The organism is Brevundimonas goettingensis, assembly GCF_017487405.1.
Taxonomy (GTDB): domain Bacteria; phylum Pseudomonadota; class Alphaproteobacteria; order Caulobacterales; family Caulobacteraceae; genus Brevundimonas; species Brevundimonas goettingensis.
This window is the reverse complement of sequence record NZ_CP062222.1, coordinates 929,257-943,036: the sequence shown is the minus strand read 5'-3', so window position 1 is coordinate 943,036 and position 13,780 is coordinate 929,257. Positions and strand designations below refer to the sequence as shown.

Genomic DNA, 13,780 nt, shown 5'->3' with positions numbered 1-13,780 from the left:
GAGGCTCCAACGGTTTGGCGGCCTATGCCCCGGATGGCCTGTCGTTTCGGTCAGCGCCGACCGATGTGAGGCCAGATCGACGCAGCCTTGAACCGGTCGCATGGCGACGGGCCGTCAGATCCGACGCTTGTCGGAGGCAGCAGCCCAGCCGTCCCTGCCGTTCAACCGGGCTATGACCTGCCCCTCCCGCCCCTCCACAAGCACAGCGCTCCCGGAGCGATTCCAGGCACGCGCGATCAGCATTGCAACCCGAAGAGGCGCCGGGTCGGACCGGTTTTCGCCAAACGGGTGACGAACAACGGCGGTGAAGAGGTCATCTGGTCTGGCCTTGATCTTCAAACGAACCAACCTGGAATCGAGAGCAGGCGCCGGCGCGTCCACGAGCGCCGGAGAACGGAACGGGCGCGAGCGCCCGGTGATGGGAGAACAGGCATCGAGATTCAGCGATCACCCGGAGCCGGTCAATCTGCGTAGTTTCACCTAAGGGGCGCACGCCGCCGCCAGCTCGGCTCGGCTCGTTGACCAGCAGACGGCATCCAGGTTCCCAATTCGTTTCACCTCACGCGAAGAGCGCGAGAGTCTCGTCAGGCCGCGCTGCGCAGGGGAAACCGGTCGCGCTGCGCCGCAAGTTGAAACTGACCCACAGAACCGGAAAGGCTGTCAGCCTGCTGGCGCAGGGTGTGACTGGCGGCTGTGGTCTGCTCGACCATGGCCGCGTTCTGCTGCGTGACCTGGTCCATCTGGTTGATCGCTACATTGACCTGATGAAGCGCGCTGGCCTGTTCCTGTGCGGAGGCGGCGATCTCGCTGACTAGGTTGTCGACCTCGGCGACCCGGTCGACAATCCTCTGAAGGGCCTCGCCCGTCTGGCCGACAAGACCGACACCCGAGCCGACTTGGCTGGTTGAGGTGGAAATCAGGATCTTGATTTCCTTGGCGGCGTCCGCCGAACGCTGCGCCAGCGCCCGCACTTCGGAGGCCACGACGGCGAAGCCTCGACCGGCCTCGCCGGCCCGCGCCGCCTCCACCCCGGCGTTCAGGGCCAGCAGATTGGTCTGGAAGGCGATCTCGTCGATGACGCCGATGATCTGGTTGATTTCCTGTGACGATTTCTCGATAGCGTCCATCGCGACAACCGCGTCCCTGACGATGGTACCGGACGTCTGGGCTTCGCCTCGGGCGGACTGAACGGTCAGTGACGCCTGCCCCGCGCTCGAGGCTGTCCGTCCAACCGTCGCCGTGATCTCGTCGAGCGCCGCGGCCGTTTGCTCAAGGCTCGCCGCCTGCTGCTCTGTGCGACGTGACAGATCGTCAGCCGCCTGGCTGATCTGGTCGATGCCTGACTGGATCGAACCGGCGTTCTCGGCGACCGCCCTCATGGCGTGATGCAGATTTCGGACGGCTCCGTTGAAGTCGGATTTCAACAGTTCGTAGGCTTGCGGAAATTCATCGTCGACGTGCAGCGTGAGGTCTCCCGCCGACAGGCCGCTGAGGGCTTCACCGACGATCGCGACAACGCGGTTCTGGCTGGCTTCCGCCTCGGCGCGCGCCGCCTCGCTGCGATCCCGCTCGATCTTCAGAACCTCGAGATAGATCGAGATGGACAGGTCCATGTCGAGCATGACGCGCCGGGTCAGCTCCGCGATGGCCTCGCCGGTCATACGGTCATGGTCGGCCTGCCTGCCGCCCCACTTTCGTGGTCGGTTGGCAACCCGTCCGATGAGATGCGCGAGCAGGACGCCGTAGCCGCCGATATACCACCGAGGTTCCAGCCCGATCCGGGCATGGACCTGCCCGATCGTGCGAACGGAGCGCCCATAATCGGCATCGATACGGCCCTCGATGAGGGCGTTCCAGTGCGTACGTTGGGCAGAACTGGCCGCCGCCATGTGGCGTTCATCCTGAAAGAAGCGGCTTGTTTCCGGAAAGGCCCTGACCTGGTCATAGAAGGCGTTCAACGCGCCCGGCAGAGCCTCACGCAACAGGTCGCCGATCTCCCTGTAGCCCGCGCACGGCGCGCCGAGCCCCATAAAGGCGGCCCGCCGTTCCAGTTGATCCTCAGCCTGATCATCAGTCATGTGGTTCGCCCCGTTCCAGAACGAGACTCCCCGAACAAGATTGGCTCAACCTTAATCAAGGGCTTTGCGAAAATACCTACCTCAGGCTGCATCAAGGACGGCTCGATAGGTAGAATCGCCTACTTGGCGATGTCCCGAACGGGCGTCTACCAATGACGCTTGGCGCCTTGCGGATGTAAATCATTACCAGTTTCAGCAAAGAGTGGCTCGGGGAGCGCCGGTGACCCGCAGTGTCGTGATCATCGATGACGATGCAGACGTTCTGGAATCGCTTGAGGCCGTCTTTGCGTCCGCCGGTTACGCCGTTCGGGCTTTTGCCTCCGCCGACGCGTTCCTTGCCGTCATTGAAACCGTCGCTCCCGCCTGCATTGTGACTGACCTGAGGATGCCCGGGATGGACGGACTGGACCTTGTCAGGACCCTGCAAGGCTGCCCGCAGAAATCGTGGCCCATCATTGTTCTGAGCGGTCACGCCGATGTCGCGGACGCCGTCGCCGCCATGCGCGCCGGCGCAGTCGACTTCCTCACCAAACCTGCCCCTCCACGGAAGCTGCTCGAGATCGTCGATGCCTTGAGCGTAGACTTGGTCACGCGTTCGTCTCGAACGGACCTGGCCGAGCGCTACGCGACCCTGTCGCCACGCGAACGGGAGGTCGTCGAACTCATCGCGCTTGGCGCCACCAGCAAAACAGCGGCGCTCGCCTTGGGCCTCAGTCCTCGAACCGTCGACATTTTTCGCGGACGAATCCTCCGAAAAATGGGCGTTGAAAACGTGACCGCCCTTGCCGCCGCCCTCACCGGCCTCGTCGGGATGACCGCGCGAGACCAACTGGACTGAAACCTCGCCGCCGCGCCCGAAAGGGCGCGCACTCGGCTCACCCGGTTTGGTTGGCGGACTTCGGCCCCGCAGAGCCTCGGCCGCTCGCGAAGGTTTTATTACAAAAGATATCTCGCGCAGCGGCGCTCTCCCGTCTAGCTTGAACCTCAAGCCAAGGCGGTGCGGGGCCCGCCACCGATGCACCTCGGCGCAACCTCGCCGGGAGGACGACCGTGGAAGCCTCGTTCGCCAGGAGTATCCTGCTAGACGCCCCGATGGCCGTCGTCGCGATCGACCGGGAGGGCTTTATCCGCAGCGCCAATGCGACGGCTGAAAAGTTCTTCGGCTGCAATCTCTCCGATACGGAATCCGTTCGCATCACGGACCTGATTCCGGAGTTCAACGTTCCCGCACTTGAGACGTCGGAGGGTCTGGACAGGCTCAATTCCGGAGGCCGAAGCCAGGGGCCCGGTCGGCATATGCGGGCTATGCGAACGGGCGGAAGCGAAGCGTTCGTGGACGTACAGGCGGCCCGGTTTTCTGTCAGGGGCGAAGACTTCCTGACCCTGTTCATCCAGGACGTCACCGCCGTGGTTGAGGCGGAAACGGCTGCGCAGGATCTTCGTCTGCAGATCACCTACAACTGGCGGCTGAATTCCCTCGGTGAGATGGCCTCCATGGTCGCCCACGAACTCAATCAACCCCTGTCTGCAGTTCTGAACTTTCTGGAAGCCGCCCAGACCCTCCTGAACCGACCGCAAATCGAGCCGGACAAGATCCGAAAGTTCCTGGCCTCTGCCGCAGGTCAGGCCGAGCGGGCCGCCGACGTGATCCGCCGTCTGAGATCATTGATGTCTCGCGACACAGGCTTTCATGCCGAGGCGAATCTCGGCGAGGTCGTCACGGAAGTCATGCCGATCCTGCAGATCAACGCCAGAGAGCTTGAAGCCGACATCACAGTCGCCATTCCCCAAGAGGCCTGTGTCCGATGTGATCGCGTGCAGATTCAGCAGCTGATTATAAATCTGGTCCGCAATGCACTCGACGCGCCCGTCACGGGCCAGAAGCGGCGCGTTCTCATTTCCAGCAGCCCCGTCGAGGACGGACACCGACTTCTGGTGGAGGACAACGGTCCCGGCGTCTCCGACGCTGTCGCGGCGCGGCTCTTCGACCCCCTTGCCAGCACGAAGCCCGGCGGAATGGGGTTGGGTCTCTCGATCTGCAGAACCATCGTGGAGGCGCACGGGGGCGCCATCAACCATGTACCGTCAACCCTGGGCGGGGCCGCTTTCGCCTTCACGCTTATTGAGAGGACAGCAGATGCCTAGTGGAAAGGTGATCATCGTTGATGACGACGCCGCGGTGCTGGAATCGATCGAGGCCATGTTGGCGACGGCAGGGTTCGAGGTGACGGCCTTCACCTCGGCGACGCGCTTTCTCAACATGCTCGAGATCATGACATTCGCCTGTGTCGTGACCGATGTGCGAATGCCGGAAATGTCTGGCCTCGATCTGGCGGAGCGTCTGGCGCATGCCGGTCGTGGAGACTGGCCGTTGATCGTCATCAGCGGTCACGGCGACATCCCCATGGCCGTTTCCGCCATGAAGGCGGGCGCATCGAACTTCCTGCAAAAGCCCTTCGCACCCGGCGAGCTGGTGCAGGCGATCGTGGATGCTTTCGAAGCGCGCAAGGTCGTGAATGTTCAGAGTCACGCCTATGCGCAAGCGTGCGAACGCCTCCAGACCCTGTCCCCACGGGAAAGGGAGGTCCTTTCCCACCTGGTGAACGGCGCCAGCAGCAAGGTGACGGCCCTCGTTCTGGGCATCAGTCCGCGAACCGTGGACGTCTTCCGCAGCAACATTCTGAGAAAGATGCAGGCGCCCAATATCGCGGCCCTGGCGACGTGGGTCGGGCGCGGTCTGGCCGCGTGAGGCCGGGTCCCGTCCACGCCGCGCGCTGCTGACCGGCGCCCGGAAAGACCATTGGCGCAGCAGACCCTATCATGGTCTGTGCAAAGACCCGGTCCGCCCCGCCGCGCCCGGACTCACGGAAAGGCGATCCGGATAAGCGAAACTACCTAGCCTCGTGAAAGCGACTGTTGACCGCAAGGTCGTAAGCATCGGTCCTTAGCGATGGGTCGGGCTCCGGCGCAAATCGCGCCGGGAAACAAGCATGTTACGGATCATTCGCATCGATCGCGAGCGTCCACGGAAGACGCAGCGCCCGACGCAGCAATACGACGGACGTACCGCAGCAACACCGACGCGCTTCCAGCGGCAAGATGCGCTCGCAGCGAGCCGCCCATGCTGACCGACGCCCCCGCCCTCCCCGTCGCGGGACGCATCAATCTGCGCGCCCTCAAGGCGCTCTGCGTCGACGCCAACCCTCTGGGGCTCGACATTTTAAGCCAGACACTGCTGGGCTTCGGCGTCGACCGCATCTTCCGGGCGCCGACCATGGCCGAGGCGCAATCGATACTTAAGGCGGAAACGATCGACCTGGTTCTTTGCGACGCCGAACTCGGCGGCGAGAGCGGCAACGATTTCGTCCGATGGCTGCGCCTGTCCCGACTGGAGCCCAACTGCCACGCCCCTACCTTCGTGATCACCGGTCACGCGCTTGAACCGGAAGTGATCAACGCACGCGACTGCGGCTCCAGCTTCGTGATCGCCAAACCGCTGACTCCGGCCGTGCTGATGCAGCGCATTCTTTGGGTGGCGGCCGCGGATCGCCCCTTCATCGAATCCGATCACTACACCGGCCCGGACCGGCGGTTTAAAAACCAGGGCATCCCGCCCGAGGCGCCGAAGGGGCGACGCAAATCCGATACGGCGGAGGCTTTGGGCGCTCCTACCGGACATAACATGAGTCAGGAAGAGTTGGACGGTCTCGTGAAGCCTCAGAAGGTCACCCTGTGAGCGTCGTCGTCAGAAGAGTTCCCAGCGCGTTGCGGCGCGAATATCGCAAGGCTGGCGGGATGCGGATCGCAGATGCGCTTGCCCAGGCTGACGAAAATCTGGGCGCCCTTGCGCCTAACGCCCTAGTGCGGATCGATCGTGCGGTGAGCCGCATCGCCGGTCTGATCGCCAGCCCGAAACGCCCGCTGACGTCAGACGATCTCCGCCTGGCCCATACCTTGGTCAATGAGATGCTCGCCTGCTGCACCACAGTGGAAATCCCCGGCTTCGTGGAGGCGCTCTACGCTTGCGGACGTCTCATCGCCGCACTGCTTTCGGCCGAACACCGCCCCCACGACGCGCTGAGCCCGGGCGTCAACCTTCTCCGTCTGGCGAGACGGGGCTCACTCGCATCGCAGGATCTGGAAGCGCTTGTGGAGGGTGTCGATCAATGCGCGACCCGCTTCCGCACCCAGGGCAGCTTCGACCGCCATTAATTTCAACCGGCCCACCTGACCCTGCCCCGGCGCCGTTACCGCCAGCTGGTCTGCGCGCCCGTTCGCCGTGGGGCCGCAGAGACCGGGGCGAAGGTAGCTGCCTGCGGCTCCGCCTCGGCCCGACCAAAGAGCCAGCCCTGGCCATAGTCCACGCCCAGGGCCCGTAGGGTGTCAGCCACCGGTTCGGTCTCGATCATCTCGGCGATGGTCGTCAGCTTGAGCGATCCGCACAGGTCCACCAGATGCCGGACCAGGGTGTGCGCCCGGGTGTCCGGCTGCAAATCCCGGATGAAACTTCCGTCGATCTTGACGGAGTCGACGGACAGGCCGCGCAAATAGTCGTACGACGCCGATCCCGAACCGAAATCGTCGATGCAGACTTTCACTCCGGCTGCTCGCAACACTCTCAATCGACGATCGGCCGCGTCCAGATCCTGCATCGCGGCCGTTTCCGTCACCTCGATCATGAGACGGCGACGCTCCAGCGGATCACCCCCGGTCAAACGCAGCAAGGCCTCAACATAGTGGTCGGTCGAGAGGGAGGCGGCAGACACATTGACAGCGAGCTTGATCAGACCATTGCCGGGCTGACGAGCCTTGTGAAGGGCCTTCTCCAGAACGGCCAAGTCAAACTCCTCGATCAGACCAAGCTCTTCAGCCATGCAGATCGCCTTCGCCGGACTGTCCGGCCCGAAGCGCGCGAGCGCCTCGAAATGGTGGACCGCGCCGCTGCCGAGATCGACGATAGGCTGATAGTGCAAGGCGAACTGATGCGCCCTTACAGCGACACGAAACTGATCGGCATGCTGTAGCGTCGTCTTCAGGGTTTGCGAAAACAAGCGCTCGGGATGCTCCAAGGCTGTGTTCTGCAGACACCCCTCGATCGTGAATCGGAGCGCTTTCAGCGTACTGACGACATCCGCTCCCCGAGGGATCAGGGCCTGGGCCACGAGAGGCGACAAATCCAAGCCCTCCGCCGCCGCCGCTTCAAAGACTTCGAGGGCGACGTCCCGGCCGTCTTCGGCGTGTCTGAGCAAGGCGAACCTCTCGGGCGCGAGCCGGGCGGCTGATGAGCCATCCACAGAGGCTGCTTGCAGCGCCGCCTGGATGCGGACCCCGGCGCGGTGACCGTCTTCCCCGTCTGCGACCGCGAGCCCGGGAACATCGACGAACGCCACTGCGATGGTCGAAGACTCGACAGCCTGCTCGAGGTTATGACGCGACCGGTCGAGAAACGCTTCCGCGTCGAGAAGGCGCGGGGCCGGGGGGAGCTCAAGCGAAAAGGCGGCGCCCTCGAAAATGATCCCGCAGGACAAGGCCGGCGCGAGTTCCGGAAGACGGAAGGCCCGAATCCGGGCCCGACGAGCCTGCGTCTCGTCGCAAACGAGAAGGATATCCACCAGTCCTGTTCGAGCGCCGTCGGCGAGCCCTTTTGTCGCCGAGGCGAAAGCCGACCGGCTCGCCTTGCCGAGAAAATCGTTGAGATGCCGACCGCGCCAGGCTTCAGGCGACGGGCAATCGCGCGCGGGCGCCGATCCGAGAGCAAATACGATCTGGCCCTCCGGATCGAGCTCCAGAAGTATATCGGCCGATGCAAAGGCCAGACCGAGCAGCCGCGGGTTCGGTTTCATGCTGCAGCTTGGCCTTAAACTGTAAAGGCTTCCCGAGCAGGGTTGCTTAATCCGCTCGGGTTTGGCGCGTGATGTTAAGGAGGGACCGGGACCGCAAATCGTGAGACCTGCCGTAAGTACATTCCCAAGCGCCGCAAAGAGCCCGAAGCGGACATCAAAACAGCACCACATGCCTGGAGAGCCCCGTCCATTTACGACCGCAAGAGTACGCGTGCGGGACCTCGGACTGACGGCTAAAATACGCCTGTCATCAACGAAACCTCCTCGGGTTTCGCCTGATTCACAAATCTGATCAGCTTCGCGATGATTGGCCTGTTCACGAGGATCAGGGCGGTCATGACCAGGCTTCGACAGGCGTTGGCGGTCGTTGGGCTCGTCGCTTGCGTTTCCATGACCTCCGCCGCGACCGCACCGCAACCCGGCGCTGACACGATCTATTTTGGCGGTCCGATAATCACCATCAACCAAGCCTCACCCTCGGCGGAGGCCGTGGCGATAAAGGATGGGAAGATCGTGGCGGTCGGCGCCCGGGCATCCGTATTTGCGGCCGAGAAAGGCTCAGCGACCACACTTTACGACCTCAAGGGCCGCACGCTGATTCCGGGTTTCGTCGATGCCCACAGCCATTTCACCGACGTATCGCTACAGGCCGTCACCGCCAATCTTCTATCGCCGCCCGATGGCCCGGTGAAAACCATACCGGACATGCAGGCGGTCCTGCGCGGGTTCATATCCACCTCGCCGATGGTCAAGGCGCATGGAGTTGTGATCGGCATGAATCTCGACGACTCCCAGCTTGAGGAACGTCGTTTTCCAACCCGGCATGACCTTGATGCGGTCTCCACGGAACTGCCGATCTTCGTCACCCATCAGTCGGGCCATCTGGCGGTGCTCAACAGCCGGGCCCTCGCGATGGTCGGAATCACGGCCGACACCCCGTCTCCTGCGGGCGGCGCGATCGAGCGGGAGGCCGACGGCAGAACTCCTGACGGGGTGCTTAAGGAAACCGCTTTCTTTGCGATAATGCCGAAAATGGTCCCGGCTTTCACGCCCGGCGAATACCGACAGAACATTGAGGCCGCGCAGAGAATTTACATCGAGAACGGCTTCACCACTGTCCAGGACGGCAAGACGTCGGCCGCCAATGTCGCTGCGCTGCCGGTGCTGAACGCCGAGGGCGTCCTCAAGATCGACATCGTCGCCTATCCTGACCTCGTCGCGGTGGGCGACGCGCCGGTGCTGGATGGCCCGCTGATGTCACGGGAGTACACGGGCCACCTTCGCATCGGAGGTGTGAAGGTGACGCTGGACGGCTCTCCGCAAGGCAAGACGGCATGGTTCACCGAGCCCTATTTCAAGGCTCCGGATGGAGAGGAGGTCGACTATGCCGGCCTGCCAGCCTTTACCGATGAGACGCTCCAGCCGCTGGTCGACATGGCCTACACGAACCACTGGCAGCTTCTTGCCCACATCAACGGCGATGCCGCGATTGACCAATTGATCCGGGTGGTCAGCAAGGCGCAATCCTGCCACGGCTATCCGGACAGCCGCACCGTGATGGTCCACGGTCAGTTTCTGCGCGCTGACCAGATTCCTGCCCTGAAAACGTTGGGCATATTTCCGGCTCTGTTTCCGATGCACACATTCTACTGGGGTGACTGGCATCGCCAATCCGTCGCCGGTCCCGAACGCGCCGAAAACATCTCTCCCACGGGCTGGGTGCTCCAATCGGGCCTGATGACGTCGATCCACTCGGACGCGCCAGTAGTCTTTCCCAATTCCATGGTTCTGATCAGCACTGCGGTGAACCGTACCACCCGAAGCGGTTACGTTCTTGGCCCCGCCCAGCGGCTAACTCCGCTACAGGCCCTGTACGCAATGACGCTGTGGCCCGCCTACCAGCATTTCGAGGAGGGATCCAAGGGATCAATAGAGGTGGGCAAGCGCGCTGACCTGCTGATCCTCTCAGCGAACCCCTTGACCGCACCGGTGCGAACCCTGGACCAGATCAAGGTCGATGAGACGATCAAGGACGGGATTTCGATATACCAGCGCGAGCGAGCACCCTAGGAACGCGCCAACCATCGAGACGACTTTTATCGGGGTAGCGAAGGCCGAGTTCGCAACCTTCCGCACGGGTCGCCCAGACGACGTGGAAATCCCCGCCCGCTTTCGAGCGGCTCAACGGGCGGCCGCAACAAGCTGGCAGGTCAGAGCCGGGGATTGATCCGGGTCAAGGCCGCGCCCCTCAGAGCCCGGCAGTCTCTATTCTGCAATAACCTCCAAGGACCTATGACCGCTCCGGATCGCGCAACGAACTCGCTCACGGCCTGCTGGGGTGCGACTACGAGCAGCTCAGCGAGGTCCCGAGAAGCGTTATCGACCTGATGGCGGCGGAGGCGCCGACAGCGATGTCTGCGGTGATCGACGACCGCACTTTCGGCGAGCGTGTGTCCGACGCCGTGACCAGGGTCGGAGGCTCCTGGGCCTTTATCTTCTGGTTCAGCGCCGCCCTGGCCGGCTGGGCTGCACCGAACCTCCTGCTGGCAAGGTCAGCGCGCGCCTTTGATCCCTATCCCTTCATCTTTCTCAACCTGATCCTGTCGACTGTCGCCGCGCTCCAGGCGCCCGTGATCATGATGAGCCAGAACCGGCACGCCGAGCAGGACCGCCGGGCGGCGGAGCACGACTACCGCGTCAATCTCAGGGCCGAGCTCGAGATCATGCACCTGCACGATCGCCTGCAACTGAACGAGGCGCAGTTGCAGCGCATCGAGGCCGCGATTGCCGCACTCAGCGCGTCACAGGCTGAGTGGAAGCCGACCGCGACGCCCCTTGCCGACGCCTGATATCCGCCCTCAGGATCTCGAAATAGGCCCTCAGGTCATCGATCTCCGACGCCCGGAAATCATAGCGCGGCATGGCCGGATGGGCCGTGACCAGGCCCTGCGCCATGCCCTGTTGGATGTCGTGCAGGGAACGGCGGGCGACGATGTCCCGGAACGGGGGCGCCGCCGCCATCGGGCTCGCGCCCTGACGGTCGATGGCGTGGCAACCGGCGCAGCCGGCAAGGGCGATCGCGCGCCCCCTGGCCGCCGCCTCCCATTCCAGGCTCGTCGCCAGGGAAGGCATAGCCGTCTGGGGACCGAACTGCTGGGGAGCCGACGGCCCCGGGGCGCAGCCCGCCAACAGGAGACTGACGATAACGGCGGTGTGGGTGCGCATGGAGCCGGCTCCGATCTGGCCGACAGGATCGCCGCCTTGCGACCCTGTCGCCTTGACCTGCATCAAGACCGCCGGAGATTTTCAGCGGGCGGCGGCGCCCATGCGGGAGACCTTGTCGAGCCAGGCCTGACACTGGACGTCGCTGATGCCCTCAACCGCGCCGACGACCGTGCTGCGTGTCGGACCGATCCCGACAAAGGTCAGAATGTTGCGCTTCAGCACCGCCAGGGAATGGGCGAAGTAGAAGCCGCGATAGATCGCCGCCGGCATGCCCATGGTGACGATCACCCGCGCCGACCGTCCCTTCAGCCGGCCCACGCCGATGATGCGCTCGCGCTGCCCGAGGGCGAAACCGGGCCTCAGGGTCTGTTCGAACAGGGCCTTGAGCCGCGCCGGCATGCATCCGAGCCAGAGCGGATAAACGACGACGAGATGCTGCGCCCAGACGATATCCTCCTGGACGCCGATGATCGCCTCGGGAGCCGGCTCAACCTCCCAGTCGTCGCGGCGGGTTAGGTCCGGAAACGTGAGCGCGCTGAGTTCCACGCGCCGGACCTCATGATCGGCGGCCAGCGCCCCGGACGCATAGGCGTCCGCCAGGGCGTGGCAGAACCGTTTGGGATCGGGGTCGGGATGTCCGTCGATGACGAGGATGCGTCGTCCGCTCACTCCTCGGCCTCCACGGCAGGCGGGCCTGACTCCAGCGGCTCCAGACGCTCGACCCCGTAGGTGTGGATCTCGCCGTCGCCGGCCACGATCGACACATATTCGCCCAGCACGAAGCGTTCGTCGCCGAGCCTGAATCCGGCGGCGTCCAGATCGTCGCGGCCCTCGAGATCGAGCAGCCAGCGACCCCCCACTGTGTGTCGCAGATGTCCGGTCGCCCTCGTCGCGTCACGAAGAAAGCGCCGCACGAAGCACCGCTTCGGTTCGGCGCGGCAGGCCTCAAGATCCAGACGTCCCTCCTCATCCAGCGCCGCGACGATATCCCAGCCATCGCCGGAATCGCCATGAGGGTGGCCGGGCTCGCGCGCCAGTTCGAGCCGGATATGATGGAAACCTTTCATGGTCCGCTCCGATCAATGACTGAGGAGAACGCAGACGGAAGACGACGCCAGAAGCTCGTGGGTCACTCCGCCGAGCGCCCATTCGCGCAACCGCGCATGGCCATAGCCCCCGGCGACGATCAGGCCCGCGCCCCGGTCGGCGGCGAAGTCCTGGATGTTGCGGGCGACGCCCCCTGTTCCGGTCACACGGGTGTGCGCCTCGGCCGCGATGCCGTGACGACCGAGCCAGGCGGCCACATCCGCTGTCCGCGCCGCCGGGGCCTCGGCGTCCCCGTCATGGATTTCGACGACATGGACCATCGAGGCGTGCCGGAGCAGCGGCAGGGCCGCCGCCGCCGCCCGCTGGGCCTCGCGACTGTCCTTCCACGCGAGCACGGCGGGCCACCCGGTCGGATCGCGCTCCGGCTGCGGGGGGACGACCAGGACCGGTCGACCGGCCGCCATCAGAACGTCGGCCGGATCCACGCCACCGGCCACGGCCTTCGCCGGCCGCCGACCCAGGATCACCAGATCCGCCGCCCGGGCTTCATGGACGATGAGATCGGCCGGCAGACCCAGACGTCCGCGCCACTCGGTCTGGTTTCGCCGCCCACCGACCGAGGTATGGAACCGGGTCAGGGCGGCGCGCAGATCGGCCTCCGCCAGATCGCGAAAGAGGGTCAGGGCCTCTCCCACCATGGCGCCGCCCGTATAGGGGTCATCCATGGGCGGGATGCTGAGGGAGACGGCGCAGGCCCCGATCAGATGAGCGTCCATTCCTGATGCGAGATCACAGGCCAGGCTAACGCGGGTGTCGCTGTCGGACCCGCAGTCCACGGCGACGAGCAGGGTCTTGTAGGTCATGTCGAAGTCTCCCTGAGGCCCACGGTCTCAGGACCTGTCCCTGCGCCGCGGGAAAGCGGTCCACAGGGCGGCACCGCCGACAGCGACGATGAACAGGCCGAAGGCGGCGACAATCGCTGCAACGACAGGAAGGGCTTGAGCCGGCATGTAGAAATCTCCTTGCCGCTTCGTCATGGACATCTGCGCCGGCGCACGCCTTGACCGAGATCAAAACACGCTGTGCAGATCGCCCAGGCCAGAGGCGAGCACCAGGGCGGTGGTGTCGGCGGGGGTGTCGAGCGGCCTCACCAGACGCAGGCTGTCGCAATCCTGAAGCCGCGCCTGGCTGACCGCCTCGGCGATCAGGGCGTCAGCGATGGCGCGGGGGTGCAGGAGATCGAAGGCGACGAGCCGCTCGACCTCCAGACTGGGTTTGGCCGCCTCCGACGCGACGATGCGATAGACGATCAGGCCGCACAGCCGGCCCGCCGCGTTGCGCGCTGCGAGTGCGCCGCCTTCTGAGTGGTTGCGAAGACGCGACAGCACGTAGAAACGCCAGGACTCGGGGTCGAGGTCTGCCGCGCCCAGACGGGCGAGGACGAGGGCCTCGTCAAGCTCGGTCGCCAGCAGGGATTGAACGCGCACAGAGGTCATGGCGCCCGATGTGCGCGATGGCCGCGGGCCTGCGCCTTGATCTGGATCAATCCCCGATTTGTCGCTTCGGGCCATAAGGATTAAGATCAGG

14 protein-coding genes are annotated in these 13,780 nt (G+C 64.5%); 7 read left to right on the top strand and 7 right to left on the bottom strand.

Annotated elements, in window-relative coordinates; genetic code table 11:
- Window positions 1-584: 584 nt before the first annotated feature.
- Window positions 585-2,078: a globin-coupled sensor protein gene (locus IFJ75_RS20070; RefSeq protein ID WP_207931497.1), complete on the bottom strand. Its 1,494-nt coding sequence runs from the start codon at window positions 2,076-2,078 to the stop codon at window positions 585-587.
- Window positions 2,079-2,298: 220 nt separating this feature from the next.
- On the opposite strand from IFJ75_RS20070, the gene IFJ75_RS04765 reads away from it, so the two are divergent.
- The 5 genes from IFJ75_RS04765 (at window position 2,299) to IFJ75_RS04745 (ending at window position 6,290) form a co-directional block, all read left to right on the top strand.
- The gene (locus tag IFJ75_RS04765; protein ID WP_207931496.1) at window positions 2,299-2,916 is read left to right on the top strand and encodes a response regulator transcription factor; all 618 of its coding nucleotides are present in this window, start codon (window positions 2,299-2,301) and stop codon (window positions 2,914-2,916) included.
- A gap of 254 nt (window positions 2,917-3,170) precedes the next feature.
- Window positions 3,171-4,223, top strand: coding sequence for a sensor histidine kinase (locus IFJ75_RS04760; RefSeq protein ID WP_263973023.1), 1,053 nt, complete (start codon window positions 3,171-3,173; stop codon window positions 4,221-4,223).
- 7 nt (window positions 4,224-4,230) lie between these two features.
- Window positions 4,231-4,827 carry a response regulator transcription factor gene (locus IFJ75_RS04755; RefSeq protein ID WP_207931495.1) on the top strand — a complete coding sequence of 199 codons (597 nt, stop codon included), beginning with the start codon at window positions 4,231-4,233 and terminating at the stop codon, window positions 4,825-4,827.
- A gap of 372 nt (window positions 4,828-5,199) precedes the next feature.
- A complete protein-coding gene (locus IFJ75_RS04750; protein WP_207931494.1) occupies window positions 5,200-5,814 on the top strand; it encodes a response regulator in 615 nt (204 codons plus the stop codon).
- Window positions 5,811-6,290: a hypothetical protein gene (locus IFJ75_RS04745; RefSeq protein ID WP_207931493.1), complete on the top strand. Its 480-nt coding sequence runs from the start codon at window positions 5,811-5,813 to the stop codon at window positions 6,288-6,290. Before IFJ75_RS04750 ends, IFJ75_RS04745 begins: the two co-directional genes overlap by 4 nt.
- 35 nt (window positions 6,291-6,325) lie before the next feature.
- Here IFJ75_RS04745 and IFJ75_RS04740 read toward each other — a convergent pair whose 3' ends face one another.
- On the bottom strand, window positions 6,326-7,921 hold the full coding sequence (locus tag IFJ75_RS04740) for an EAL domain-containing protein (protein ID WP_207931492.1): 1,596 nt from the start codon (window positions 7,919-7,921) through the stop codon (window positions 6,326-6,328).
- Between the two features lie 390 nt (window positions 7,922-8,311).
- Between IFJ75_RS04740 and IFJ75_RS04735 the strand changes: the two genes are divergently transcribed.
- Window positions 8,312-9,991, top strand: a complete 1,680-nt coding sequence (locus IFJ75_RS04735) for an amidohydrolase (protein WP_207931491.1) — start codon at window positions 8,312-8,314, stop codon at window positions 9,989-9,991.
- A gap of 341 nt (window positions 9,992-10,332) precedes the next feature.
- Window positions 10,333-10,770 carry a DUF1003 domain-containing protein gene (locus tag IFJ75_RS04730; RefSeq protein ID WP_225896994.1) on the top strand — a complete coding sequence of 146 codons (438 nt, stop codon included), beginning with the start codon at window positions 10,333-10,335 and terminating at the stop codon, window positions 10,768-10,770.
- Here the strand turns inward: IFJ75_RS04730 and IFJ75_RS04725 are convergent.
- The 5 genes from IFJ75_RS04725 to IFJ75_RS04705 form a co-directional block, all read right to left on the bottom strand.
- The gene (locus tag IFJ75_RS04725) at window positions 10,715-11,146 is read right to left on the bottom strand and encodes a c-type cytochrome (protein ID WP_207931489.1); all 432 of its coding nucleotides are present in this window, start codon (window positions 11,144-11,146) and stop codon (window positions 10,715-10,717) included. The two genes, IFJ75_RS04730 and IFJ75_RS04725, sit on opposite strands and share 56 nt — an antisense overlap.
- A gap of 81 nt (window positions 11,147-11,227) precedes the next feature.
- Window positions 11,228-11,815, bottom strand: coding sequence for an NAD(P)H-dependent oxidoreductase (locus IFJ75_RS04720; protein WP_207931488.1), 588 nt, complete (start codon window positions 11,813-11,815; stop codon window positions 11,228-11,230).
- Complete coding sequence (locus IFJ75_RS04715; RefSeq protein WP_207931487.1) at window positions 11,812-12,213, bottom strand: hypothetical protein; 402 nt, start codon at window positions 12,211-12,213, stop codon at window positions 11,812-11,814. The genes IFJ75_RS04720 and IFJ75_RS04715 overlap by 4 nt, the downstream gene beginning before the upstream one ends.
- A gap of 12 nt (window positions 12,214-12,225) precedes the next feature.
- Entirely contained in the window at window positions 12,226-13,056 is an 831-nt protein-coding gene (locus IFJ75_RS04710; RefSeq protein WP_207931486.1) for a universal stress protein, read from the bottom strand.
- 207 nt (window positions 13,057-13,263) lie between these two features.
- The gene (locus IFJ75_RS04705; protein ID WP_207931485.1) at window positions 13,264-13,689 is read right to left on the bottom strand and encodes a hypothetical protein; all 426 of its coding nucleotides are present in this window, start codon (window positions 13,687-13,689) and stop codon (window positions 13,264-13,266) included.
- Window positions 13,690-13,780 lie beyond the last annotated feature (91 nt).

Coding starts and splice junctions, on each gene's coding strand:
- IFJ75_RS20070 (WP_207931497.1), bottom strand. CDS start 2,078: ATGACTGATGATCAGGCTGAGGATCAACTGGAACGGCGGGCCGCCTTT.
- IFJ75_RS04760 (WP_263973023.1), top strand. CDS start 3,171: ATGGCCGTCGTCGCGATCGACCGGGAGGGCTTTATCCGCAGCGCCAAT.
- IFJ75_RS04750 (WP_207931494.1), top strand. CDS start 5,200: ATGCTGACCGACGCCCCCGCCCTCCCCGTCGCGGGACGCATCAATCTG.
- IFJ75_RS04740 (WP_207931492.1), bottom strand. CDS start 7,921: ATGAAACCGAACCCGCGGCTGCTCGGTCTGGCCTTTGCATCGGCCGAT.
- IFJ75_RS04735 (WP_207931491.1), top strand. CDS start 8,312: ATGACCTCCGCCGCGACCGCACCGCAACCCGGCGCTGACACGATCTAT.
- IFJ75_RS04730 (WP_225896994.1), top strand. CDS start 10,333: ATGTCTGCGGTGATCGACGACCGCACTTTCGGCGAGCGTGTGTCCGAC.
- IFJ75_RS04725 (WP_207931489.1), bottom strand. CDS start 11,146: ATGCGCACCCACACCGCCGTTATCGTCAGTCTCCTGTTGGCGGGCTGC.
- IFJ75_RS04715 (WP_207931487.1), bottom strand. CDS start 12,213: ATGAAAGGTTTCCATCATATCCGGCTCGAACTGGCGCGCGAGCCCGGC.
- IFJ75_RS04710 (WP_207931486.1), bottom strand. CDS start 13,056: ATGACCTACAAGACCCTGCTCGTCGCCGTGGACTGCGGGTCCGACAGC.
- IFJ75_RS04705 (WP_207931485.1), bottom strand. CDS start 13,689: ATGACCTCTGTGCGCGTTCAATCCCTGCTGGCGACCGAGCTTGACGAG.